The organism is Luteolibacter rhizosphaerae (assembly GCF_025950095.1).
Taxonomy (GTDB): Bacteria; Verrucomicrobiota; Verrucomicrobiia; order Verrucomicrobiales; family Akkermansiaceae; genus Haloferula; species Haloferula rhizosphaerae.
Genome location: NZ_JAPDDR010000002.1, coordinates 525,740 through 550,883, shown reverse-complemented (window position 1 = coordinate 550,883; position 25,144 = coordinate 525,740). Strand labels below are relative to the sequence as shown.

The following is a 25,144-nucleotide window of genomic DNA, read 5'->3' as shown; positions in this document are numbered from 1 at the left end:
GCAGCCCGAAATGACGGGCCTTCTAGCGCTCCGTAAAGGTTCCGCTTGGGTATAACAAAGCGTCCTGCCTCCGGTCTTCTCTCGAAGAGAGACCCCAGGGGCATGTCGGACTGACCAACGACGTGGAATTGAGGACCTTTGCCTATGGGTCAGTTCATGGCAGTGCCTTGAACTTTTACGAGAAGTAGCGAAGAGGCGCTGACGGTGGTAGCATTGCCCGCTCTGCACCCCGCAGAAATGGAACCTCATCATTACCATGCCGCTGGAACCCCGCCCTGACGCCCGGAAAGACATTCCTCCCTGCGTCCATGTTCGTGGCGCGCGGGAGAACAATCTGAAGAACGTGGATGTCGATATTCCGCGCGATGCGTTTGTTGTCTTCACCGGGGTTTCCGGTTCAGGGAAATCGTCGCTTGCCTTCGGCACGCTGTTCGCTGAAGCACAGCGACGGTATCTGGAGTCAGTCTCGCCCTACGCCCGCCGTCTGATCGACCAGGCAGGCGTTCCGGAGGTGGATACCATCAGCGGGCTGCCTCCGGCGGTGGCCTTGCAGCAGCAGCGCGGCGCAACCAACACCCGCTCCTCGGTGGGCAGCGTCACGACCATCTCCAGCCTGGTGCGAATGCTGTATTCCCGGGTCGGTGAATATCCGCCGGATCAGCCAATGCTTTACGCCGAGGATTTTTCACCCAACACGGTGCAGGGCGCCTGCCCGGCCTGCCATGGGCTGGGGCGCGTCTATGAGGCGACCGAAAAGACGATGGTGCCCGATGATTCGCTAACGATCCGCGAGCGTGCCATCGCGGCTTGGCCCCCGGCTTGGCACGGGCAGAACCTCCGCGATATCCTCGTCTCTCTGGGATACGACATCGACACGCCCTGGCGCAAACTGTCGAAGAAGGTGCGCGACTGGATACTCTTCACAGACGAACAGCCCACCGTCCCGGTCTATGCGGGCCTCACCCCGGAACAGACCCGTGTCGCCCGCAAGCGGGGCACCGAGCCCAGTTACCAGGGAACTTTCACCGGCGCGCGCCGCTATGTGCTGGAAACCTTTGCCAACACCAAGAGCGCCCTCATGAAGAAGCGGGTGTCGCGCTATCTCATAGGCCGGGACTGCCCCGTTTGCGCCGGCAAGCGATTGAAGAAAGAGGCGTTGTCGGTGAATTTTTGCGGGCTGGACGTTGCCGAATTTGGTGAACTTTCGTTCGAGGGACTCGTGGCCCTGCTCGCACCAATTGCGCGGGGCGATCTATCCCATATCAAAGACCTCTCCAGCGACCAGACCCTCGACAAGCAGGCCTGCGTCGCTGCCACCGAGCGTCGCGTCGCGGCGGGCGGTTCCGCCCACAGGGGCGCGCCTGACGTTCGCCGGACCTCTTCGGTTTCCGAGGAAAAGCGCCTCACTGCCCAGCGCCTGTGCTCGGAGCTGCTGGAGCGGTTGCATCCGCTGATCGACCTTGGATTGGGCTACCTCTCCCTGGACCGCAGCACGCCCACGCTGTCCCCTGGCGAGCTGCAACGCCTCCGGTTGGCCACCCAGGTGTTCTCCCAACTCTTCGGCGTGATTTACGTGCTGGACGAACCGTCGGCGGGATTGCACCCGGCAGATGGCGAGGCGTTGTTGACGGTATTGCGCGGCCTGCTATCGGCGGGAAATTCACTCTTCATCGTCGAACACGATCTGGACATCATCCGCCAGGCAGAGTGGCTGGTGGACGTGGGGCCAGGCGCGGGAAGCGAGGGCGGGCGGGTGATCTATAGCGGGCCTCCCGACGGGCTTGGAAAAATCAAGGCTTCGATCACCCGGAGGTATCTCTTCGACCTGCAACCGCCGGAAGCCCGTACTCCTCGAACGGCCCGCGACTGGCTGCGGTTGGAAGGAATCGCCCGCAACAATCTGCTCGGCCTCGACATCGACATTCCCATAGGCTGCTTCACCGCGGTGACCGGAGTGTCCGGATCGGGAAAATCCAGCTTGGTCGGCCAGGCGCTACCGGAACTGATCCAGGAACAGCTCGGTGGCGATCCGCCCGAATCCGAGGACGAGGAACTCGACCCGCTTCTGGAAATCGCGCAGGAAAAGACCTCTGGTCGCATTGTGAGCGGCATGGAGCACATCCGGCGTCTCGTGAGGGTGGATCAGAAGCCCATAGGCCGCACTCCGCGATCGAACCTCGCCACCTACAGCGGCCTTTTCGATCATGTGCGCCGACTCTTCGCCGCGACACCGGCCGCGCGACGCCGTCGTTACGGCCCCGGCCGATTCTCCTTCAACGTGGCGGAGGGCCGCTGCCCTACCTGCGAAGGGGAGGGCTTTGTCATGGTCGAACTACTGTTCCTCCCCAGCGTTTACGCACCCTGCTCCTCCTGCCAGGGTTCCCGGTATAACGCCCCGACGCTTGAGATCGAGTGGCGCGAAAAGAACATTGCCCAAGTGCTAGCCATGACAGTTGGAGAGGCATGCGAGTTCTTCGCGGGGGAAGAGAACGTCATGCGCTCGCTCTTGGTGCTCCGCGAGATCGGAGTCGGCTACCTGCGCCTCGGCCAGCCGGCGACGGAACTCTCCGGGGGCGAAGCCCAGCGAATCAAACTGGCCACCGAACTGCAAAGGGCGCAACGCGGCAATACCCTTTACATCCTCGACGAGCCGACCTCGGGCTTGCATCCCGCCGACGCCGACCGCCTGATGCGTCAGCTCCAGGGCCTCGTGGATGCGGGAAACACCGTCATAGTCGTCGAACACGACATACGCTCCATCGCCCAGACCGACTGGGTGATCGATCTCGGTCCCGGCGCTGGTGAGAATGGGGGGCGCATCATTGCCAGCGGCACCCCCGTCGAGGTCTCCGAGGCAAAAAGCAGTCGCACCGCGCCATATCTCCGGGCGCTCTTCAATAGGATCGTGGCAGCCAAGTAGTCTGCGGGCCTTTGGAAATACGGTCGTTTGCAGCGGGAATGTTACCGCGCGTTGAAATAATCAGTCCTGCAAAAGCTTACGACTCGCGCCGCTAGCACAGCTCGTAGCACCAGACAACCGCAAAGCCCGGAAGGTCGGGCCTTCTGGCGTGCTCCGTAAAGATCCCGCTGGGGTGTATCAAAGCTTTGTGCCTAAGGGCTTCTCTCGGTAAGCTCAGGAGCCCGACTTGCCACGTGTGCTGGAGTGGTTACTCCATGCGTGCCTCTCCCTTCCGCCCCGTTGTCCTTCCCCCTCGGTTTACCGGCCAGCTCTACCTCACAAACATGCCCGGCTACTGGAGGCCTGCCGAATTTCACACGGAGTTCTGGCGGCAACTGACCAAAGGCGACTCGGAGGGTTGGGTTCTCTGCTTGGCCGGGGAAGCAGAAAGGAAGCGAAAGGCTCCAGATTACCGAAGGTTTCTGGATGCCACGGCACTCGGCGAGCGCTGGCTGGAGTTTCCAATCCGTGATCAGTCGGTTCCGGACGATCTGCCGACATTCCTGATACTGCTGGACCGATTGATCGGACTTCTGCAATCCCCGGCAACCGTTCTCGCTATCCATTGCGCCGCCGGAGTCGGGCGAACCGGAACGGTTGCTGCCTCGTTACTAGTTCGGATCGGGCTACCGCCAGATGACGGCCTCGCAGCGATCGAGCGTGCTGGCAGTGAGCCGGAGACCGCGCGGCAGCTAGAACTCGTCCGTGAGATTCCAGCGGCCTCAGGCCGACATCCAACCGATAATCAGTTTCTACAGCGCGAGTGACCCGATGATGATGAGGACGACTCCAGCGATCACCCCGGCAATTAGCAGAATCGCGAAGCTGAGCGTCGCCACGCTGCCTCTTGATCAAGCGCTGAACTCAATCAAGGCTGAGCGGAAAAGAAGTGATCACTCTGCTGGAGGCGTCGCAACGCGGACGATGAAGCTTCGCAATGACGACCGCCACAATGAACAGACCTCAGCCGAGGAAAGAAGTGATCCAGCCGGGGCGATTTCATTTCTTCTCACCTCACCTCCAGCGAGTGGTCTCCTTTCGGAAGCAGCACCATTTTGCAGTCCGGCAGGGACGTATCAAAGGTCGGCGCGGCGACGCCGTTCACCATGATCTTCGCACCCGGCTGAATGCCGCTGACAATTGCCTTCCCAGCGCGATGGGCGTGAAGCTTGGCCGGAATATCACCCCGCCCCGCCCGGTCTCGTCGTTCGCAAGTTGTAAAGACCATCCCCGGTCCGGACTTCACTGGCATCACTTTAAGCAGCCGGACGGATCGTCCAGAGAGAAAGATCTCAAGTCGACCCAGATCGTCCGCCGAGCGGGTGGCCACGGTATCGGCGAGTTGGTCATAGATGAGATAGCGTGTACCGGCCTTAAGCTTCAGGTATAATTTTGCCGCTGGCTCCATGGAAGTTGTCTCCTCGGTGAAGCGATCCGCCTTCACCTTCGTGCGATCCAGCAGGAAGTAGGCATGACCTTCCGCCAGATCATAGCGGGCGCAGGCCCAACTTGTGGATCCCTCCGCAAGCGGTGTGATGCCGATGGTCTTCGTGATGGCCGCCATGACCTCTCGGTAGAGCATCGCGGTATCCGTGCCGCTGTCCTCGTAGCGCTCCGGCGGTGAGAAATTCAGGTAGATGACCTGTCCGCCACCGGGGACGGCCACCCGTGTAACCAGAGATTCATCGCCCAGAGTGACCAGAGCCTCCCCCGGGCAAGCCACCAAGGATTTGTCGAGTTTGATCATGGTTCCGGGGGCAATCGCGAAATGTCCTTCCCACTCCGCGGCGATGTTCCCGATCTTTCCTTCACGCACTTCCGTTGCCCGAAGTTGTTGCAGGCCCAGAATCTTTGCAGCATCCGGCTCATCCAGCCCTGTCAAGGGGTCGAGGGCCAAACCCTTGCATGGCCGTGATGGCACGAAGCTGTGGGTCACCAGCACCCGCGAGAGATCCTCCCTCAGCCACGCCTGAAGCCGGGGAAGCACATCGCGCGGATAGTCCCATGGAGCGAAGAGGAGCACCTTCCTTCCCGCCAGCATGGCGTCGCTCAGGGGGAAATAGGCCTGTTCGAAATCGACATGCAGGTCCACGAGAGCGGGGGCCAGGCTATACTTCTGGTGGACCGACTGCTCGGAGTTGTCGGTGGAATGGAGGATGGAACGGTTGACGATCGACAGAACGGGCGCGATTGGCCGCACCGGTGCATCCAGGGCGTACTGCCAGAAGCCATCCATCGCCTTCACGTAGCCACGCCAGCAGTCGGCCTGCGGGCCGGCCGGGTCCAGAGTCTCCGAGGGAGATGCCCAGATGTAGTCCTCCTCCCGGTCGTCAAAATTGCCCGCCGCGCTGATCGCCCAGGTTATCGCGTAGTTGCTATTGGGATCCCAGTAATGGGGCCGGGCCGGCCCAAATCCGGAGTCCGGGTGCCCGCCAGCCGCGCCTGTCTCGCCAATGAGGCCCAATCGCTTCCTTTGCTTTGCATCAACCAGTCGATAGGGTTCGGTAAAATAGCGGTAAGTGTGGTAGCCGGCGATGGCGTTCCACGGGCTGCCCCACTGCTCCAGCCATGGAGTGCCGGTGTCCGCCAAACGTCCCCACATCAGCAGGTCGGTGCCATTTCCTGTGTTCTCCGGATTGAGCGATGCCTCGAGTTCCCCGCCTAGTGATTTTGCATGTGCACCCGTCTCCTGTGCATACTTCAACCAGCACCAGTGGAAGAGCGCCCGGAAGAGGAACGCATTCCGTCGCTGCTCCTGAGTCGGATTTTCGCCGACCAAGTTGGGCCGGACCGGCTCGTATTCACTCCAGCTTCGCAGCCCGAGATCGGCTGGCTGGAAGCGGACCCCGGAAAGCTCCGCGAGGTAGTCCCAGAAGCTCATCGTCCGCGGCTTCCCCGGACCGGTGATCCGCAGGCCGCCATCGCTGCCGGCCAGGGCACCACGGTAGGCCCTGAAGCAGGCCTCCGAATACCCCCACTGTCCGCCCACCCATGGCCAGACGAAATCGACCATTGTGAATGCATCCGCACCCACATCCTCCATCGAGACGCGAAGGTTGTCTTTCGCCGCAGCAAGGGTGGCCGGGTGGCAGTAGTCGGCGACCGGGTGAGCAAAGCCGAGTTCTGCCGGCTTGCGGTTCAGAAAATCGATCGACCATGCATTATGCTTGTCCAGATGACCCTCGGGCATAACGGGTCCCGCGGCTTGGACCGTAAAGCGCATCGACCGCTGCTTGGCCGCCTTTGCCAAGTCCGCCATGTCGGCCACACGGGCGGGATCGTAGGCACGGCAGTAGTCCAGGTTCGGCCACCACTCCGCCAGACAATCCAGGAGAGCGCCATCTCCCCCGAATCCGCAGAATCTTATGCGTTGGTCGGGGCGGCCGGGGGGAGTCGCCAAAGCTTCCGCGGCAATCGAAGCGAGCGGCAGGAGGAAAGAGAGTGCAAGGCTGCGGCGGCGGGCGGGAAAAATCATTTGCCCCGCCTCTAACGACCGCCGAATTGACAATCTTTCCGCATCCCCAAGAGAGATACGACCGGATCATGAAAATCGTGGTAGAGATTACGCTGGCCAGTGTGCTACCGGTGCAGACCTGCCTCGTATCGCCAGACCCACGAGCGATGCGACTGTATCTCCAGGCCATGGGAGTAGGCCAAGAATAGTCTCCAGACCGATCCTGATGACGGTTCCCGGAATCCGGATGACGTCGCCCATCAGGGATGCGACAATCCCGAGGTGGAGCGCTCACCTTCGGCTGCCTGGCCTGCGCCCTTGTCGATTTGGCCCGGAGTGACGTTTTTCATCTGACTGCCATGCTTTCGTCAGCTGATGCCGAGCGACTCGCTCACCCGCATCAGCAAGGGGTGGAGGGGGTAGGGGCTCCGGAAAAACTTCCCTCAGTAGCCAGCACTTCTCTGCACCTGCGAATCGCCCTTTGGCTCTCATGCCGGCTTAAACTCCTTCAAGCGCACGGCAGATCGCGCTGCAAAACGCCGGGAGATCATCGGGATCCCGCGAGATCAATCTTCTGTTCCCAGGTCAACGCATCCCTGTGTTCTGGGACTACTTCCGGAATTCATTCGTTCGGAATGCGAGCCTGCACATCGGTCATTTTTCTTTTAGCCATCACCTCCAAGGACGGCTTGTCGGCGCTAGGTGGATCTGCTATCCCCGCCTACTTCACGAGGAAGCCGAACAATGAACACTGTCTCATTTTCGTCTGACTGCACGTTGATCGAGCCGCCATGGGCCGACGCCACCTCGCGCGCGATGTAGAGTCCCAGCCCGATGCTTCCAGGGGGTCTTGAAAGGTCACTGCCCGAATTGCGGCGGAGTGGATCGAAAATTACAGAACGGAATTCTTTGGGAATGGGCACCCCGAAGTTGCGAACCCCCAACAAAACATCTCCTCCATTATCCTCTAGGAACAAGCTTATCGGGGCAGTCGGCGAGCCGTGCTGTACGGCGTTCCCCAACAAATTGGAAATGACCTGTCTCAAGCGTGCGCGATCCCACGCCCCCGAGGGATCAATATCGCAGACGAGGGAAAAAGTGTGTGATGGATGCGCCGCCCTCATTTCTTCTACGACTTCAAGGCAAAGCTTCTCCAAGTCCATGACCTGGCGCGCTACGATCATTTTCGCTCCCAGCCGCATCCCCGTAAATTCCAGCAAGTCACTGATCATTTTCTCCATGGCTCGGACGGAGACTGCAATTTGGGATGCCATTTTGAGAGCCAGCCCGGAAAGATCGCCATGCTGCTCGAGCATCCCTGAAACCATGGCTAGCGCATGAAGCGGTGTTCTCAGATCATGCGCAAGAATTCCGAGGAATATCTCCCGCGAGTGGTCGATACGCTCAGCGTAATGGACGATCGATTTGGCCAGCAACTGATCCACGGCCTCGTTGAATCTGGTCATATCGCCGATCTGATGTTCTGGCTCTTGATCGGATTGGAGGCTCCATAGATGTAGAACGCTGGCGCGAAGGGCCCGGTATTCAGCGACCAAGGATCGAAGATCAAAGCCGGATTCTGCGCGGCTCGCAGCATGTCTTACAGACGAATGATCCACCAACTCGCTTTCGCGCGAGGTCGGCCCCTCGCCGGTAGCTTTCCCGCGCTGTTCGGAAGGACTCTGGGGACGTTGCATGTCCTTGATGACGGCAAGAAGCATCTCGTCGGCGTGATCGCGAAGCAGCCGGGGGCCCTGGTCTCCGGCGGGCCAGATTTTCCGGGCGAACTCCTCCCATTCCCGAACAATCTGATCAATGTTGTCCGAAATGAACTGGTAAAGCCGCATTCCCGCCGTTTATCCGCTTCGCGCAAGTTATTCGAGGAGATTCCGCCACAATCGACGCAAGCTCTCGCGAGATATGCGCCAAAGCCTAAAGGAGCAGCGCTACTCGGGTGTTCAGATTACTCGCTTCCACACCACCTCTTCTCCAGCCGAGGTCGCCTGAAGCACTGGTAAAAAGATCCAAGCCCGAGAGCGGCGGCTGGCCTCCGGGGGACGAAACGCTTGGGTTTCCTTACGACCGGTCCAACGTGGGACAGCCTCTTTCGTAACCCAATCGCCACGCTGGCAATCCACGGGATGTTCGCGTTGTTCGCCGAAAGGCAGCGGTGTAAGGGAATTTGGCATTATGGAGAGCTTGCCGCGTTTTTTCCCGCGATGCGCGAGCAAGGCGACAAACAGTCGAGAAACTGTAGGTAGCAAAACTCGGTATTCCGCTGTGTAATGCGAGGGACTGATCCGAGAATCTCTGAGTCAGCGACCAAAGACACGAGTTCGTCCAGCTTCACAGGTTTCACGAGATGATGAGTAAAACCTGCCTCTTGGGATCGGCTTCGGTCCAAACACCACCCCATCCCGAGACCGCAATGAACGTTGTTTGAAGAGACTGTTGCAAGACCCTCCGCGCTACTTCGTAGCCATCGAACTGAAGAAGTCTTGGAGCCAGAGGTGAGAACGCGATGTGCGACGCAACCCGGTAGAAGCAGGTATAAGGGCAGATTGCATGAGTCGATCGTGCACAGGATGGGCTAGTCGTCCTTGACAAGTTCTTCGTTCGCTTGCCTCAGCGCGAAGCGCGCCTCTGCGATATAGTGTGAGGATGGAAGGTGCCTCGTCAATTCGCCGGGAACGATGGCGTGGAGCGCCTCCCCGCGAAATTTTCGCAGCTTTTCCGCCGGGTATGGGGGAATCTCGAAGCTTTCTTCGAGGACTCGCGTAACCGCGTCGATCGCGGCAAATGCCTTCAGGCTCTCAACCTGATCGATTGGATTAATCGAGTCCAAGAGGGCCTCAAGGGCAGCAAAATGATGCTTCATGTCCGCACCGTGAGGGCACTCCACCCCACTAGCGATGTAATAACCCTCATCGTGGCCGATTTTCACTTGTAGATCGGACTCAAGGTCGCCAGCGAAAAGATCAATCCAAGGATGCTCGTGGCGGCCGTCAATCTGCTCACTGCAACCGCCGGCAGCCTTTTTGAAGAGCCAGCCTCGGTGACGGCGAGCCGGGCTCGAACAGCCACCTTAACCAACCATTTACTGGCATTCCTCCATCGGAGCTCAATCCCCCGTTGATTCCCTCCACATTTTGCGGGCCGGCAGATGTTCACCTCTGTTTCGGAGAATGGACCTTCGCTCGCGAATTCTTTCCCGCGATGTTAATTTGAATGGTGCTGCACTTCGACCAAAGCGACCTGTTAGTTGTTTTCTTGGGAATTTCGATGTTTGCCGCTGCCTTTCTTCCCCGCTTGCTGTGGAGACTCCCCGTTTCGATGCCGATGGCCGTGCTAGCCTTCGGTTTTACAGTATTCTCGCTACCGTTCGGTCTTCATACGCTCGATCTTTTGAAGTCGGGTGCCGCTACAGAGAAGCTGGCAGAGGCAGTTGTGGTCATTTCCCTGATGGGTGCCGGACTTAAAATCGACCGGCCTTTTGGATGGAGTCGATGGCAGGGAACATGGCGTCTACTCGGCATAACCATGCCCCTGTCCATTGCCGCCGCCGCTTGGGCAGGCTGGTGGATTGCCGGCCTGGCCCCTGCCGCAGCCTTGCTGGTGGGTGCGGCCATCGCTCCTACCGACCCCGTTCTCGCATCAGAAATTCAAGTCGGTCCACCCCGGCGGGGCTCCCGAAACGCCGAGGTCGCCAAGGAGGGCGATCAAGACAATGCCGAAGAAGACGAGTTCCGGTTCGTGCTTACATCCGAGGCTGGCCTGAACGACGGCATGGCCTTCCCATTCGTCTACGCCGCTCTCTCTTTGGCAGTGAACGGCACTTTGGCCGGTTGGACCAGCCACTGGTTCGCTTTCGACGTCACCTATCGAATCATTGGAGGGCTTCTCTGCGGGCTGATTCTAGGCAATCTCCTGGGCCGGATCATTCTTGCAATACCCATGCGGAACCATGCGGCGACCGCGATGGTGGGTCCTGGGGCATTGGCTGCTACTCTAATCATCTACGGAGCGACGGAATACATCGATGCTTACGGATTCCTCGCCGTCTTTGTGGGAGCCGTGGCCATACGAAGCGAGCGGCGCGATCATGACTACCACGAGTCCCTCCACTCTTTTTCAGAAATGGCCGAGCGAGTTTTGACGGCCACCGTACTGCTCGCGCTCGGCGGTGCTCTCGCGGGTGGGCTCCTGGCCCCGCTCAACTGGAAGCTCTCGCTGGTGGCCGTCCTGACCGTGTTGGTGATTCGACCGATGAGCGGAATGGCGGGAATGATCGGGTTTACAGAAGCGACATGGAGGGAGCGAATCGCCATCAGCTTTTTCGGGGTCCGTGGAATAGGGTCGATCTACTACATGGCGTTTGCCCTCGACCGGCATGTTTTTCCCGAAGCGAGCCGCTTGTGGGCGTTTGTGGGGCTCGTCGTCGTAATCTCGATTGTAGTTCACGGCATGTTGGCAGCACCGGTTACGCGCTTACTGGACCGTCACGGTCAAAGGTGAGCGCATTGACCGGCCTAGCATCTTGAACTCTTTAGGGTGATTGCCCAAGCGGCGAGGTTATCGCGTCGGCCTACAAACGAAGCCAGGATGTATGAACGCGGACCACACCGGCGGAACTTCTCCGCCAATGCCGCTTTTGCTGGAAGCGCCTGCAATTTCAACACGACTACATTGTCAGTAAAAGGATCGAGAGCTTGATGCTTTCCAGTACAAATCGGATATACTGGTAGACTTTTTTTGACCCAACCTGCGGAAGCTAGTTTTGACCCCGCGAGTGTCGGCTTGGTTAGTGAGAGGCTTGTTCCTTCAAGGCAGGACACCGGCAATCTTATCTGGATTTCGGACCACATAGACGGCCTTCACTCGGTTTCCTTCAAAAGCGAATGTCATGACGCTGACCCCCTGCTCTCCGTGACTGATCACAACACCCGGACTGCCATTGATCGTAACGAATCTTGGAGGCGGACTCCCTTCAGTATTCAAGCGGCGCATCCCCATGAACATACGGCCAATTCTGTCCGGACCGTAGATAGGGAGAAGCGCCGCGCGAACCTTTCCGCCGCCGTCGCTGTAAAGTATTGCATCATCGGTGAGGAGCGCAAGTAGCTGCGAGAGTTCGCCCGATTGGGCGGCGGAAAGGAACTCTCTCACGAGCCGCTCGGCTTCCTCTGTCGCCGTAGGTGCGTTGGTGGATTGTCGACCGAGCTTATCCTTGGCTCTGGAGACGATCTGACGACAGGCAGCTTCGGAACGTCCGGTGATCTCGGAAATCGCTGGATAGTCATGGTCAAATGCCTCGCGCAGAATGAAGACCGCACGGTCGACCGGAGAAAGCGTCTCAAGCATTAGCATGAACGCAGTGCTCAAAGTGTCGGCCAGCTCGTCAGGGAGATTTTCTCCGATGATCGGTTCGGGAAGCCATGATCCGACGTATTCCTCACGTTGGCGGCGGGCGGAGCGCAACTGGTCGATACAGAGACGAGTAACGGCTTTCGTCAGCCATGCTTTCGGAAGACTGATGCTGCCCTCCAATTCCAAATGGTAGCGGAGATAGGCCTCCTGAACCATGTCCTCCGCTTCGGTAACTCGTCCGAGCATGCGATATGCGATGCCGAAAAGATGCGGACGATGATCGTTGGCGGAGGACATGGATGGCGGAAGAGGATGATGCTTTCTCGATAGAATCACGCCAAGAAGGTCAGGCGGTAGCAGGAACGGTCGGGAGAAACGCTGTCCCGAATCGATTCCAAGCATTGATAGTCGCAATCGCGAGCGTGATGCGAGCCACCTCAGCTTCGTTGAAGTGGGAACTGATCTCAACATAGTCTTCGTCGCTCACGTGATTGCCTGGCAGTTTGGTGAGGGATTCGGTCCACCGCAGGACAGCCCGCTCGGAATTCGTGTAGAGATGAGGTGCTTCCCTCCATACGGGCAGCAGATTCAATCGCTGGGGAGATTCACCCGCTTTGACTGCATCGTTGAAATGTAAGTTGATGCAATGAGCGCAGCCGTTGATCTGGGAGGCGCGGAGCTTTATGAGTTCAAGGATCTTTGGATCGATTCCGAAGCTTTTGACGGCGGTTTCGAGAGCCAACGCGGCCTTGAAGACCTCGGGAGCGGCTTTCCATGGATCGATGCGGCCAACAAGCGTGCTGTCTTGGTTCATACATCCATTCTGACGATTCAGGCCGTCCATTTGTGACAAGACGTGCGAATTTTCCATATCGAAACCCCACATGGAGGGAACGTCGCGCTGGGGACGCTGAGATCGTCAGATAGCCAAGAAAGGGAGGAGATGCAGGGAGACGGGCTTTCGGCTCAAGGTCTGCCACAGCATAGGCTTCCCTAGCGGAGGCTGGGAACGCCCTGGCTCAAAAGTGCCGCGTTCTCAGGCGTTCCGGTGTGGACGGCTCATGTCTTGATCTCGCCGGGTGATGAGTCCGATCTCATCGAATTGCCGGGGGTCTTGGCCGGCGAGACGGATCCCTTCGTCAACCAACGCGCCTCTCAGATAGCAACGCAGGGCGCTCGCAAGTTCCCGAATCTCCACGTCTGCCAGCTCTTCATCCGCCTTGTTGAATCGACCGGGTTCGCAATCCCGCCACGCTGCCAGGGTCGAATCGGACATGTAGTAGGTGAAGAACTCTTCGTCGTGGGATCTGCGCACCAGCCGGCAGGCCGATAGCACACGCTCTCCCCACGACTTGATAGGGTCCATCAGTTCCCATAGCGCCCGTGAGACATTCGCCTGTAAATAAAGGTGACCGGAGCCCGCGGGATGGCTTGAATCCTTCCGAGTGTCGTGCTCCAAAACTTCCAATCGTAAGTATTCTGACTCTTGCTGACGACGCGCTATTCAACCGTGCCGTCCCACTCGCGGCTGGGTACACGATTTACGGGAAGGCGGGAAGCCACTCGTTTTGAGCAACCTCCCGACTCCACCGCTGATGCGCCCTTTTACCCGGCTTTCGGCACCACGATTTTCAAGAGTCCTTCCTTCGTCTCCACGTTTAATTGGTCGGCCTTGACCTCGCCCGGCAGGGTAAGGTGCTGCGAATAGTAGGCTCGCCGTGTAACCGACGTCTTCCCGTCGTCACCGGACTTCGTCGGACTGTTTTCGGCCGCGGCTTCAATCTTTAGGATCCTGCCCTCGAGGGTAGCCTTGACGTTCTTGACGTCGCGTTGGGGCAGGTAGGCGGTTACGACATAATTGGAACCGTCCTCTTTCAGGTCGATGAACGATCCGAATCTCGGCTGGTCGAAGTAAAGCGATAGCTCAGGGGCACGGGGAACCTTCCCAAAGCCGCTCTGGAAGATCTCATCCATCTCACGCTGGAGGTCTTCCATCTTCCGCAGCACATCGCTCTCCCACTTGGAAGGAGCGAGGAGTGCGATGTCCGGGACCACCCCCCTTGAAAGTGGCGATAGTGCCTGCTTTCCCTTGGCGACGGTCACGGTGATGATTCCATCATTTTTCCTGCGGTCGATCAGCGGCTCGACTCCCGGCTTGGCCCCGGCAAGCTCTACGTTTTGCTCGTATCGCCCAAGGTTCCCCTCCTCCGGAACCAAAATGTGGAGTACGTTGCCTTTCAAGCTGACCTCCACTCGCTCCAGATCGCGGCCAGGCAGGTCCAGACGGAGCATGTAGTTCTCTTGCTGCTCGCGCAGATCGATCGAAGCGGAGACGACCGATGGAGTTCCCTCCTTCCGGAGATTTCTCCACGTGTCCCGGAACCTGGTCGACATGTCGTTCTGCCAGTCCTGGACTTTCTGTAGAAAGCTTTGGTCCTTACTTTCCTCGGCGGCCAAGAAAGGAGCTGCCAGAAGTAGTGAGCAGCCGGCTGCCGTTATCGCACCCGCAAACAGGCGGGTGCTCCGTTTGAGATGTGATAGATTTTTCATCGGTGATTATTTTCGGTGTTAATGGTGCTGATGAGAAAGGGTGGCCCACCCGGTGGCACCGGGAGGACCACCACATTCTTGAATGCAGGTTGCTGTCTTGAGCCTGCTGGAGGCTCAGCGGCGAGCGCGTCAGGTTTCTCCCTTGATTTCGATCACCCGGGGCTTGGATGCCTCGCTCTTGGCAATGTGGATCTGAAGCACTCCGTATTTGAACCGGGCCTCGACGCTCTCGGAATTCACGTTTTCCGGAAGTTGGAACACCCGGGAGAAGGTCCCGTAGGCACGCTCCATACGCAGGTAGCGCACATCGTTGCCCAACTCGGGTTTGCGTTCGCCTTGGACGGTAAGGCTCCGGCCTTCCAATCGGACCGACACGGCGTCTTCCCGGACGCCCGGGATCTCGACCTTCAACAGATAGCCGCCGTCGTTCTCCGCAATGTCCACCACCGGACTCCAATCCGGTGAAGCTGCGGTTTCACCTTGGTTACTTGTTCCGTTCTGCGGGGAGCGGCCGAGGATGCTGGACAGACGACCATGCACATCAGCCAATTCGCGGAACGGGTCCCATCGAATCAATGCATTCATATTTCCAGTATGGATAAGGCGGGTGGTTGATCTAGCAGCCCGCTCGCCCCGCCGGGTCGCGAGCGAGCCGGTTCAATCATGGAGCGACAGAATCCGCGCGTCTTGTCTGACCTGAACGAGAATTTTTTCGCGAGCTGAAAGGGAGCTCATTCACGCCCGGCAGGGTTGAAATCCGCCGACTTTTGTACATGATTCTCCCCATGAATCCCGATCCCTCGGAACTTCGTTCAAGGGCCATCGAGACCACGATGGCGCAGTTCAATTTCGCCAAGGTTGCGGTAGCCGCGGCGGCCGTTGGCTGGAACATCAGCACGCGGCCCCAACAAGACGGCGGGGTTCCGATACAAGACGAAATGAGACGCATCGCCCGCGAGCTGCTGGAGAAGGCGTGGGACGACGAGGAGGCGCAGAACTGCGAATATTGCCATGGCGGGCTAAGGGCCAGCCGGACCGATGGCTGCCTGACGCTCCAGTTCGTGATCGAGGAATTCTACTTCGTGGCGGCTGTTGACGCCGTTGCCTCCTTACCCTAACCACGGTGAGAAAGCGCGGATGCGGAGGTACCGCGTTCCGTCCCGTGCCGATGGAGGATGGGGCTAACTATTGGATCACCGGCTTCTTCCATCACACGAATCACGATTGGAGGTAGCTGCGAAGCGCGACCGGCCGTGGAACGTTTAACCTGAAGCGGTGTGCACCGCGGGCCTCTACACTCATTGCTCATTTTTACCTTTTCGGGCACCGCCCAGCGCCGCAATCAGCGACTCCAGTTCTGCTATTTTAACGGGCTTCACCAGATGACCGTTGCATCCCGCCTCGGCAGTCGCATCGCGATCTTCCGGCCGGCCCCAGCCGGTGAGCGCTATGATGATAGGCCGATGGCCGCCATCAAGGCTCCTGATCAGCTTCGTTGCTTGCAGGCCGTCAACCTCCGGCATCCCCACGTCCATCAGGATCAATTCCACACTGGATTTCTGAAAAACAGAGATCGCTTCGGATCCTCCTCGGGCAGCTAGGACATCAGCACCCAAGGTAGAGAGCAGAAGGGAAAGAGCTTCGAGCGCATCGGCATTGTCGTCGGCAACCAGCACTTTCATCCCCTGAAGTGGGGATGCCCCTGAGTGGCGGTCCTCTCTCTCCTTGGTATCGACCTCGCGACATTGTAGCGTGGGGATCGAAAGTGTGAACGTGCTGCCCTTCCCCAATCCTCCGCTTTTGGCCTCAAGTGAACCGCCTTGAAGTTCCATTAGTGATCTTGCGAGATGAAGCCCGAGTCCAAGCCCGCCCTTTGACGAAGAGATTGATCGTGCCGCCTGGGCGAAAATGCTGAATACGTGCGGGAGGTCCTCGAATGAGATGCCAATCCCGGGATCGCTTACGGACACTACTGCATTATCGCGCTCGACAGTGCCTCTGACCTCGATCGCGGCCCCTGAGGGTGAGAATTTCGAAGCGTTCGCGAGCAAGTTCCCGAGAACCTGGGAAAGACGTGTCGGATCTGCCCAGACAATGACGTCAGGGTCGTCCAAGCGAACGCGGACTGTTTGCTTGGAGCTTTCGAGTTGCGGACCCACAGTTTCCAGCGCGTGGGATACCGCGTCCCGGAACAACACCGGTTCGAACTGTAAAGACAGTTTGTTCCTGGTGATGCGCGACACGTCCAACAGATCGTCCACCAGCCGGACCATGTGGTTGAGCTGACGTTCCATCATGCTTCGCACCCGTTCGATGCCGTTCGGCTCGTTAGTGCCAACACGGAGAAGCTCCAAGCCGGTCCTGACTGGCGCGAGCGGATTTCTCAGCTCGTGGGCTAGCAATGCAATGAAGTCATCCTTCTGGCGGTCTGCCATCGCAAGTTCCACCGCTTGATCCAAGAGTTCCTTTTCCAGTGCTTTGCGGGGAGTGATGTCCTGAACAACGCCGTACATTCCCATGGGGATTCCGTCCTTGAATGTCGCGCGACCTAGTGCCGCCACCCATACTTCGGAGCCGTTTCTATTTACCCTATACTCCATGTCATACTGGGAGTCGGATGCCATGGCTCGTTCCACCGCCTCTTTGGCCAGCTCGGCGTCTTCAGGGTCTAATAGCGATTGCATTTCCTTCCACTCAATCTCCGTTGTCTCATCCAACCCGAATATTTCGGCAGCGCGCGGCGAAAGATCCACGATGTCGGTTCCGGCATCCCAACTCCAGTCGCCGAGCTGAGCTGCAGCCAGGGCCAAAGTCAGCCGCTCGGCACTCGCTTTTAGGGCCCGGTTGGATCGGGCCCGCTCGAGTGATTCCCAGCAACGGCTTACCACCACGCGGACCACTTCAATGTCCGCGGAGGACCATTTGCGCGGAATGGTTTGGTGCACAGCCATCGCGGCCGTGAACTTTCCGTCTTTGAACAATGGCACACAAATCACGGCCCTGATTGAGGTTGCTCGATAAGCTGCTGTGGAATCTGCAACACGCGTATCCGCATCAACGTCCTCAACCACGAAGGGTTCGTTCGCCAACATGCGTCGGACGCACTCCGGGCCGAAAGCAGCAACGTCCCATTTTCCAACAATACTGGCAACCGTTGGCCCGTAGTCCCCGGTTATGTCAAAAACCGCTTCGTCTTCGACAACTGCGTAGGCGCATCGGTCAACAGCTAGAAACTGGGCGAGCATCCGCGCTGTGGTCGACATTATTTCCTCAGCCTCGGTCAGGTGTTGCGTGGCCGATGCGAGTTCGGCTAGGAACCGGTGCCGTTGTTCACTTTGTTGAAGCTTTGCTTCCGTAAGGCGGCGTTCGGCGATATCGCGGAAGATCAACACTCCGCCCAGGATCGAGCCCTTTGAGTCGGTGATCGGTGCCGCGCTGTCGTCGATTGGAGTTTCGGTACCATTTTTCGAAATCAGCAAGGTGTGGTTTGCCAATCCCACCACGGCGTTCTCGGCTAAAGCCCGCATTACCGGGTTTGGAACGTGGAGCCTCGAAGTTTCATTAATGATGGGGAACACCTCGGTAACGGGGCGGCCCACTGCCTCGGTCAAGGACCAACCGGTGAGTGCGGATGCCACCTTGTTAAGATCGGTTACGGTCCCTTTCGGATCGGTCGTAATCACCCCATCCCCGATGCTCTGCAAAGTAGTATGAAGAAGATTTTTCCTGGCATCGGCCAAGGCGCGATGACGTCGCATTGATTCCCCGCTCACGATCACGAACGTGATCGCAACAGCGAAGGTGATTGCCGAAACCGTTCGTGGAACCGCCGGCCACGTCCCATCCATGAAGAGTGTGTCGCAGAGGAGAAAGCCAATCACCGCGGGTATGATGGCAGCTCGGTAACCGGCCAGCCAAACGACGACCGCAACGGCAGGAAAGAGGGTCACCAGAGTAAGGCGATTTCCGAGCCATGGCGCAAGAAGCCATCGGGCTGTGACGGCTGCCACAGTCAGCAATACACCGATCACCAGGCTCCGGGTAAACGTATCGTGGGGCTTCGGTTTTAAGCTCATGAGACTCTGGGAGTGCCTGAACTTGGCCTCACTTCAACACTTTGCAACCACCGCGGAGAGACACCGGCCGCACTGATTCCGAGGAACCGGAACCCTCGCGGCCTCGCTACTCGTCCGGATTGGTTTACCGCCCGATGAGTCTCTGCCCATGGTCGAGCACTCTAGGAGTGAGTCGGAGACCGCGTGGCGACTGGCCGTCCATCCGCATGATCCCACCGGCCTTCCCGCCGGGTAGTGGGGGGTAGGGGTCGGGCGAAAACTTTTCGGGCGGCTCGATGTCCAGTGGCAGCTTTATCGCCACGGGATTGGTCTTTCGCGCTTCACGCTATTCTCGGTTTCGTTGTGTCAGTAACGTTGCGCTGCCCCCGATAACGCTCTAACCTAATGTGTGACTCTTCAAGAATTGCACGCCTACGATGGGATCTGTGTAGAACTTCACGTGGGGCGGGAAGTGTGGCTTGCGACCCTGGAAGTCGGCAAGGACGCGGGTCTGGTGGACTTCCGGCCGACCAATGAGGAACCTTTTGAGACAGCTCCATCCTGTCCGCTGGTCGTGGACGAACGACTCCTCTCCGCCTTGCAGGTGGAGGGGCGGGATCGGCTGGTCGCCGAGGCACCGTGGCTACTCGAACTGCGCGATGACCCGTGTCCGTCATGATCGTGATCGCTCCGCCCGTTGCAAACGTCGAGGTCTGGCGTAAGCTGATCCGGCATGTCAGACGACAAATCCAAAACAGGTGGGCCCGATCGGGAGCGGATCAACACGAACGAAGACTACGAGGTCCGCAACTGGTCGAAGAAGCTCGGGGTAACGCCTGACCAGCTCAAGGACGCGGTCAAGAAGGTCGGGCCGATGGTGGACGACGTCAGGCGGGAACTTGGTAAGTAGCCCGCCGGTTCTCAAGCGACCCCAAGGTCTTTCAGCAGCGCCATCGGGATGGTGTGGGGCTGGAGCTGTTCCCATTCTTTCGGGTACTCCGGCGGCTGGTGTATCGTAAATCCGGCCTTCGCCAACTCAGGCAACTGGGCCCAATTGATGGGCATGGAGACTGTTGCGCCCGGTCTGGCGCGAAGGCCCCATGGGGCGATGCATGTCGCTCCGCGCCCGTTCCGCATCCAGTCGATGTAGATTCGGCCGGTCCGTTTGGACTTGGTCGAGGTGACCGTGAATCGCGAAGGATTGAAGGCTGCCACGGCAGATGCAACGGCCTTGGCAAACGGTTTCATCACTGTCCAATCGTGGTTCGGCTTCAGGTGAAGCATGATGTGAAGCCCCTTCCCCCCTGAGGTCTTCACAACGGTTTCGAGATCCCGCTCCCGAAGAAAGTCGCGCAGCAGCAACGCTGCGCCGAGCACTTCCTTCCACGGAACGGACTCCTCGGGATCCAGGTCCCACGTCAGGAAGTCAGGCTTCTCCACATTCTTGAGAGGAGCACCCCACGGATGAAATTCGATGGCGCTGAACTGCGCGAGTGAGACCAGGCCTTTCACGTCTTTGATGAAGAAGATGTCGTCGCCATCCGGTAACTTCGCCTGCTTCACCCCGTCGGGTATGTGGGTGGTGAACGACTTTTGGAAGAACAGTTCGCCTGTAATTCCCGCCGGTGCCCGCAACAACGCGAGAGGCCGGTTGGCCACAAAGGGGAGCATCAGCTCTCCAACCCGCTCGTAATACTTGGCGACCTCCAGCTTGGCCACCCCGTCGCCGGGAAAGACCATCCGGTCCGGATTGCTGATCGCGATCCCGGCCACCTTCGCCCCCTTGCCGTCAGCAGTCGCGGTCTGGACCGCATCCATGTGGACCTCATCCGGGCTCTTGTCCTCCCGAAATGCAACGAACGAAGCCTGTCGCACGGATCCATCCCGGGTGATCTCGGCAAACACCACCTCTGCAACCTTGATGGGCTTCAGCCAAATCACCTCCTCATCAAACGGGAACGCGGGCTTGCTGGTCTTGAGCGGCTTCAACAATGCCAAATATTCCCGCCGGTCATCCTCAGTGAACCCGGTGCCGACCTTGCCACGAGGAACAAGCTTCCCGTTTTCAAATGTCCCGAGGACCAGCGATGAAAACCCCGGCAATGAGCTTTTAGGTGGCGTATAGCCGCACACGATGAACTCCTGGCGGGGACGGCATTTTGATTTCGTCCAGTCCCGCCGGTCGCCGGGCTTGTAGGTTCCACTCAGTTTCTTGGTGATGATGCCCTCCAGTCCCAGCTTGCAAGCCTGCCTGTAGAGATCGGCACCCATTTCAGGAGACCAGGTGGTGGAGCGTTTCACCGTCCCTTCTTCGCCGACCACCTCCGCCAAGCGCTTCTGCCGTTCGGCAAGCGGCAAGTCCCGCAAGTTGAAGCCGTCGAAGTGCAGGAGGTCGAAGGCAACGAAGGATATCTCATTGGGACGCCCCTTAAGGGCCGCTTGGAGATCTCCGAAATTGCTTCGCCCCTTCTCGTCCCAGACGACAGCCTCTCCATCGAGGATGAAATCCTTCTTAGAGACTGCTGTCAGGTGCTTCGCGAGAGGGCGGAACTTGTCGGTCCAGTCGTGACCATTGCGGGTGTAGACCGTCAGCTGGCCACGGTGCTTGACGACGATCAGCCGATACCCGTCGAATTTGAGTTCGTGGACGACGTCGCGGCCGGCGGGAACTGTGGATACGACCTGCGCCAGCTGGGGAGCTACATACCGCGGCGTCTCCCGCTCGGCTTCAAAGCTGGGCTGCGGATGCGTGGAGGGCTCCAGCTTCTTCAGCATCCAATTCGGTTCCTCCTTCATCCGGGCAAGCAAGTAGGGGCCGCTCAAGCGATCACCCCGGAGATGGAACTTCAGAGTGCCCTTCGCGAAGTCCTTCCGCCATCCCTTGTCCATCGGCTCCCACGTCCCCTTGTCCCAGATCGCCACCGTGCCGGCACCATAGTTACCTTCAGGGATCACGCCCTCGAACTTCCCATATTCCAGCGGATGGTCCTCAACGTGGACGGCAAGGCGCTTCGCAACGAGATCTTCGGGAATACCCTTCGGGACCGCCCAACTCACGAGAACGCCGTCAATCTCAAGCCGGAAGTCGAAATGATGCCGCCGCGCGTGATGTTCTTGCACCACGAATGAGCGACCTGAGGCATCCCCGATCTGAGGGCCGGGCTCCGGCGTTTTTGCGAAGTTCCGCTTCGCCTTGTACTTGCCCAGCGGAGACGCAGCCTCGGACTGCTCCGAGTCCTTCGTCTTCGCGCGCCTCGCTGCGGCCTTCTTTTGCGCTTTCGCTCGGACTTTCGCCTTCCCGAGTTCGATCCACACCGGTGCGTGATCGCTTGCCTTCTCCCAACCACGCACCTCTTTGTCTACTTCCGCTCTTACCAGCCGAGTCGCGAGCTTGGGGCTGAGCAGGAGGTGATCGAGCCGAAGTCCGGCGTTGCGGCCATAGGCATTCCGCAGGTAGTCCCAAAACGTGTAGATCCGCTCGTCGGGATGGAGAGCGCGAATCGCATCGGCCCATCCTTGGTCGACCAGCTTTCGAAAACACTCGCGGACCTCCGGCCGGAACAGTGCGTCATCAACCCACTTCTCCGGCTTGTAGACATCCAACTCCGTGGGCATCACGTTGTAGTCCCCCGCCAGGACAATCGGCAGATCCCGACAGAGAAGTCCGTGGGCGTGTTCAAGCAGCCGGTCGAACCACCGGAGCTTGTATTCGAACTTCGCCCCGGGGGCAGGGTTACCGTTCGGCAGGTAAAGACATCCCACGAGCAGCCCGTCCACGGCCGCTTCCAGATATCGGCTGTGAGTGTCGTCCGGATCGCCGGGCAGCCCTCTGCGGGTCTCAAGGGGTTCGGATCCGCGCGCTAGGATCGCAACGCCGTTCCAGCTCTTCTGGCCCTGCCATACAGCGCCATAGCCGGCGTCCCGGATCGCCGAGATCGGGAACTTTTCGTGTGACGCCTTCAATTCCTGAAGGCACACCACGTCCGGCTTCGCTTCTTGGAGCCAACGCAGCAGTACCGGCAGACGTCCGTTGACCCCGTTGACGTTGAAGGTCGCGATTTTCATGACGCTCCTGACTTCGGTGTACGGGGCTCAGCGAGGCTCCTGCCCATCACAGTTTAGCAAGGGATCTAGCATGATCGCCATGTGATAGTCCGGCCACGTTTCAATCGCAGCTGAAACCGACGCCGCCGCGCCGGGCCGGTCTCCTGCGTTGATAAGCCGGCGAGCATTGGCGTGGTAGAACACCGCTGCGGCGTTGCGGTCCGCGGTGGGCCCGTTCCGGAGCATTCCGGCCACCGCTTCTCCCAACGCCCATGCATGCGTTCGCGGACAGCATCGCAAGCGGAGGCGAAGGGCGGCCGGAGTGGAACGTTCACCAGGGCTGAGGCCATCCAATGCCACCCATGCATCGTCCCACATTCCCAAGTCTGCGAGCCCTTCGATGGCGGTAATGGACATAGGCAATCACGCGGACTTCTTTGCTGCCTTCTTCGCGGACGCTTTCTTCGGCAGTTTTTTAGCCGCCTTCTTGGCCGCTGATTTTTTGGCGGGTGCCACACCGCCGCTCTTGGAGCCTTTCCCGCCCAAGATGCTTCGCTCTAGGTAAGCGGCAAGATCGATGGTGTTACTCGCGGTGACCGATCCTTCCTTCTCGCGATCTCCGCCTTTCACCGCGGCACTCGCACCTTTTTTAATCTTTTCATCGATGTACTCCATCAGCTTGGCCTGATACTCGTCGTGGTGGTCCTCCGGGTTCCACTCCTCGGTCATTTGGTCGACGAGATTCTTCGCAAGCTCCAACTCCTTCTTGGAGGGCTCGAATTTTGAATCCTTACTTGATGGTAAATCGAGCTTGGAGGCTGGCTTCACCTCGTCGGGAAAGCGCATAAGTTCGAGGACGATGACGTCGTCACGAACGAACATCGCGGCAAGGTATTCCTTGGTCCGGATCACCACACGGGAAATCCCTGCCTTGCCGGTCTGCCGAAGTGTTTCGCGCAGCAGGGCGTACGCTTTCATACCACGCTTCTCCGGCTCCAGGTAATAAGGCTTTTCGTAAAGCAACGGCTCGATATCGGCAAGGTCGACGAACTGTTTGATCTCGATGGTTTTCGTCAGCTCCGGCTGCACTGAATCAAGCTCCTTGTCATCGAAGAGGACATAGTGCCCCTCTTCATGCTCATAGCCTTTCACAATCCGGTCCCAAGGCACCTCCTCATCAGTTTCAGCATTCACCTTCTTATACCGGATCCTGGCGTTGTTCTTCTTATCGACCATATGAAGGCCGACCTCCGCTTCAGGCTCCTCGGCACTGGTCAGACCCACCGGGATGTTTACGAGACCGAAAGCGATTGCCCCTTTCCAAATAGATCGCGCCATCGGATTCCTGTCGCGCAGATCATGCCGGATGGTGGTGGCATTACAGGATGGCCCTTTGGAGCGCAGGCGTTTCAGCCTTCTTAAGTTTTCGGTGATGCACTCCGCACGGTGAGATTGTTTTTTGCGAAGCCCCGTTCTCACGGCATTCAAAGGCAACCCCGACGGCCGCCCCGTCAGAGAGGGTCCAGGTCCTGGAACGAGCAACCGAAAGGTTTTTTGGGGCGCGCAACCACTGCTGTACTGCCCAATGGATCATCGCCACGACTTTGGATACCTTCTCCCCCAACTTTCCAACGCCGCTCCGTCCACGCGGATAGAGATTGTCGGGGCTATATTCGCCAATCATAGCATTCCGCCAAATCGGGTCCGATCCCACTAATGTAGGCAACCATTGCAGCCCGACGAGCAGGCACTCGGCGTTGACCGTGATGCTATGGTTTTGGCAAATGAGCACAGCCAACGAAATCGAACACACGGCTTCGACGTGGAGTGTTTCGTCGCCAACGCGCTGGAGGCCTCGATGTTCGAGTAAGAAAAGTAATCGGATCGTCCGGCCGACGCTGCGGGCACGGTGACTCTCCCCGACCCCACTTTCCGCCTGATGTCATGAGGTTTTTCGCTACACGCCGCGCGGCCAGAAAAAGCCCCGGGTGGGGGTATTCCCGCAAAGACCAACTGAAAATCGGACTCGGGCGAAACCAGTTCAAATCGATCAGGTGATTCATTTCCGCGTCTGCATTCTTGGGAAGGTTACAGGGTGGCGGCGGCGGGATTATGCAGCTCCGGTTCACCAGGACCGGCAACAAGGTAATCCTGATGGCTGAGGTCTGGGGCGAGGAGGAGGATCGGGGAGAGTGCTTCTCGATGATCACCACCGAGCCTACGAAAGCGGTGGGTGAAAAGCGCGCCACGAGGTCCGTGCCCGAGTAGGATTCCAGCACGTTCTGTTGTCCCCCCACCACCACAGGCCGAAGTAACCCACCGGACTATCCAGCGTGAAGGTGGTGGTCGCAGGGCCGTTCGCTCCCTGCGCCCAACTCGCGCACGTCTAGCTTGGGTCATCTCCAAAAAGCACCCGCCTACCGGCTTGAAAGCGGCAGGCGGGCTTGAATCCGGGGCAACGTATCAGCGAGAAGGCGATGGCGGCGCCGCAGGTGGCATGCGCCGCGCCCCGAAGCGCATCTCGCGAGAGCCGACAGAAAGAGGGGGGACAAGTCCGCGCTGAGCGCTTTTCTATGGAGATGGATCAGAAGACCCGGGGGTCGAACTGGGATAGTCCATTTCCCCTTGCCTTGCGGGCCTTCACAATTTCATCAAGAGTTCCTCGCCAAGGGGGCGTCGCATCGTCGAAACACTAGCTGACATAGTTGTGCCCTG

General features: G+C 58.9%; 18 protein-coding genes. 6 read left to right on the top strand and 12 right to left on the bottom strand.

Features of this window, described 5'->3' with window-relative positions:
• The first annotated feature begins 256 nt into the window (after positions 1-256).
• Both OJ996_RS05375 and OJ996_RS05370 read left to right on the top strand, forming a co-directional pair.
• Positions 257-2,920, top strand: a complete 2,664-nt coding sequence (locus OJ996_RS05375) for an excinuclease ABC subunit UvrA (protein WP_264511971.1) — start codon at positions 257-259, stop codon at positions 2,918-2,920.
• A 323-nt stretch (positions 2,921-3,243) separates the two neighbouring features.
• A complete protein-coding gene (locus OJ996_RS05370) occupies positions 3,244-3,726 on the top strand; it encodes a phosphatase domain-containing protein (protein WP_264511969.1) in 483 nt (160 codons plus the stop codon).
• A 242-nt stretch (positions 3,727-3,968) separates the two neighbouring features.
• Here the strand turns inward: OJ996_RS05370 and OJ996_RS05365 are convergent, their stop codons facing one another.
• The 4 genes from OJ996_RS05365 to OJ996_RS05355 all read right to left on the bottom strand — a co-directional run bounded on the left by OJ996_RS05365 (position 3,969) and on the right by OJ996_RS05355 (position 9,357).
• Complete coding sequence (locus OJ996_RS05365) at positions 3,969-6,434, bottom strand: hypothetical protein (RefSeq protein ID WP_264511967.1); 2,466 nt, start codon at positions 6,432-6,434, stop codon at positions 3,969-3,971.
• A gap of 87 nt (positions 6,435-6,521) precedes the next feature.
• The gene (locus OJ996_RS26530) at positions 6,522-6,674 is read right to left on the bottom strand and encodes a DUF4112 domain-containing protein (protein WP_425605546.1); all 153 of its coding nucleotides are present in this window, start codon (positions 6,672-6,674) and stop codon (positions 6,522-6,524) included.
• Between the two features lie 437 nt (positions 6,675-7,111).
• Positions 7,112-8,260, bottom strand: coding sequence for a sensor histidine kinase (locus OJ996_RS05360; RefSeq protein ID WP_264511965.1), 1,149 nt, complete (start codon positions 8,258-8,260; stop codon positions 7,112-7,114).
• Between the two features lie 743 nt (positions 8,261-9,003).
• Positions 9,004-9,357, bottom strand: coding sequence for a hypothetical protein (locus tag OJ996_RS05355; RefSeq protein WP_264511963.1), 354 nt, complete (start codon positions 9,355-9,357; stop codon positions 9,004-9,006).
• 284 nt (positions 9,358-9,641) lie between these two features.
• On the opposite strand from OJ996_RS05355, the gene OJ996_RS05350 reads away from it, so the two are divergent.
• On the top strand, positions 9,642-10,928 hold the full coding sequence (locus tag OJ996_RS05350) for a cation:proton antiporter domain-containing protein (RefSeq protein ID WP_264511961.1): 1,287 nt from the start codon (positions 9,642-9,644) through the stop codon (positions 10,926-10,928).
• Between the two features lie 306 nt (positions 10,929-11,234).
• Here the strand turns inward: OJ996_RS05350 and OJ996_RS05345 are convergent, their stop codons facing one another.
• From OJ996_RS05345 to OJ996_RS05325, 5 genes are all read right to left on the bottom strand, one after another.
• The gene (locus OJ996_RS05345; protein ID WP_264511959.1) at positions 11,235-12,077 is read right to left on the bottom strand and encodes an RNA polymerase sigma-70 factor; all 843 of its coding nucleotides are present in this window, start codon (positions 12,075-12,077) and stop codon (positions 11,235-11,237) included.
• A gap of 49 nt (positions 12,078-12,126) precedes the next feature.
• Positions 12,127-12,594 (bottom strand): carboxymuconolactone decarboxylase family protein, encoded by a 468-nt coding sequence (locus tag OJ996_RS05340; protein ID WP_264511957.1) that lies wholly within the window; start codon positions 12,592-12,594, stop codon positions 12,127-12,129.
• A 222-nt stretch (positions 12,595-12,816) separates the two neighbouring features.
• Positions 12,817-13,146, bottom strand: a complete 330-nt coding sequence (locus OJ996_RS05335) for a hypothetical protein (protein WP_264511955.1) — start codon at positions 13,144-13,146, stop codon at positions 12,817-12,819.
• A 239-nt stretch (positions 13,147-13,385) separates the two neighbouring features.
• Positions 13,386-14,330: an Hsp20 family protein gene (locus OJ996_RS05330; protein ID WP_264511953.1), complete on the bottom strand. Its 945-nt coding sequence runs from the start codon at positions 14,328-14,330 to the stop codon at positions 13,386-13,388.
• Between the two features lie 129 nt (positions 14,331-14,459).
• A complete protein-coding gene (locus tag OJ996_RS05325; RefSeq protein ID WP_264511951.1) occupies positions 14,460-14,915 on the bottom strand; it encodes an Hsp20/alpha crystallin family protein in 456 nt (151 codons plus the stop codon).
• 188 nt (positions 14,916-15,103) lie between these two features.
• On the opposite strand from OJ996_RS05325, the gene OJ996_RS05320 reads away from it, so the two are divergent.
• Positions 15,104-15,448 carry a hypothetical protein gene (locus tag OJ996_RS05320; RefSeq protein ID WP_264511949.1) on the top strand — a complete coding sequence of 115 codons (345 nt, stop codon included), beginning with the start codon at positions 15,104-15,106 and terminating at the stop codon, positions 15,446-15,448.
• A gap of 180 nt (positions 15,449-15,628) precedes the next feature.
• Here the strand turns inward: OJ996_RS05320 and OJ996_RS05315 are convergent, their stop codons facing one another.
• On the bottom strand, positions 15,629-18,406 hold the full coding sequence (locus tag OJ996_RS05315; protein ID WP_264511947.1) for a PAS domain S-box protein: 2,778 nt from the start codon (positions 18,404-18,406) through the stop codon (positions 15,629-15,631).
• A gap of 451 nt (positions 18,407-18,857) precedes the next feature.
• On the opposite strand from OJ996_RS05315, the gene OJ996_RS05310 reads away from it, so the two are divergent.
• Together OJ996_RS05310 and OJ996_RS05305 are read left to right on the top strand one after the other, a co-directional pair.
• Positions 18,858-19,064, top strand: a complete 207-nt coding sequence (locus tag OJ996_RS05310) for a hypothetical protein (RefSeq protein ID WP_264511945.1) — start codon at positions 18,858-18,860, stop codon at positions 19,062-19,064.
• A gap of 54 nt (positions 19,065-19,118) precedes the next feature.
• Entirely contained in the window at positions 19,119-19,295 is a 177-nt protein-coding gene (locus OJ996_RS05305) for a DUF3606 domain-containing protein (RefSeq protein WP_264511943.1), read from the top strand.
• Between the two features lie 11 nt (positions 19,296-19,306).
• Here the strand turns inward: OJ996_RS05305 and ligD are convergent, their stop codons facing one another.
• Positions 19,307-22,450 carry a DNA ligase D gene (ligD, locus tag OJ996_RS05300; protein ID WP_264511941.1) on the bottom strand — a complete coding sequence of 1,048 codons (3,144 nt, stop codon included), beginning with the start codon at positions 22,448-22,450 and terminating at the stop codon, positions 19,307-19,309.
• Between the two features lie 402 nt (positions 22,451-22,852).
• Positions 22,853-23,908 carry a non-homologous end joining protein Ku gene (ku, locus tag OJ996_RS05295; protein WP_264511939.1) on the bottom strand — a complete coding sequence of 352 codons (1,056 nt, stop codon included), beginning with the start codon at positions 23,906-23,908 and terminating at the stop codon, positions 22,853-22,855.
• Positions 23,909-25,144: the final 1,236 nt, after the last annotated feature.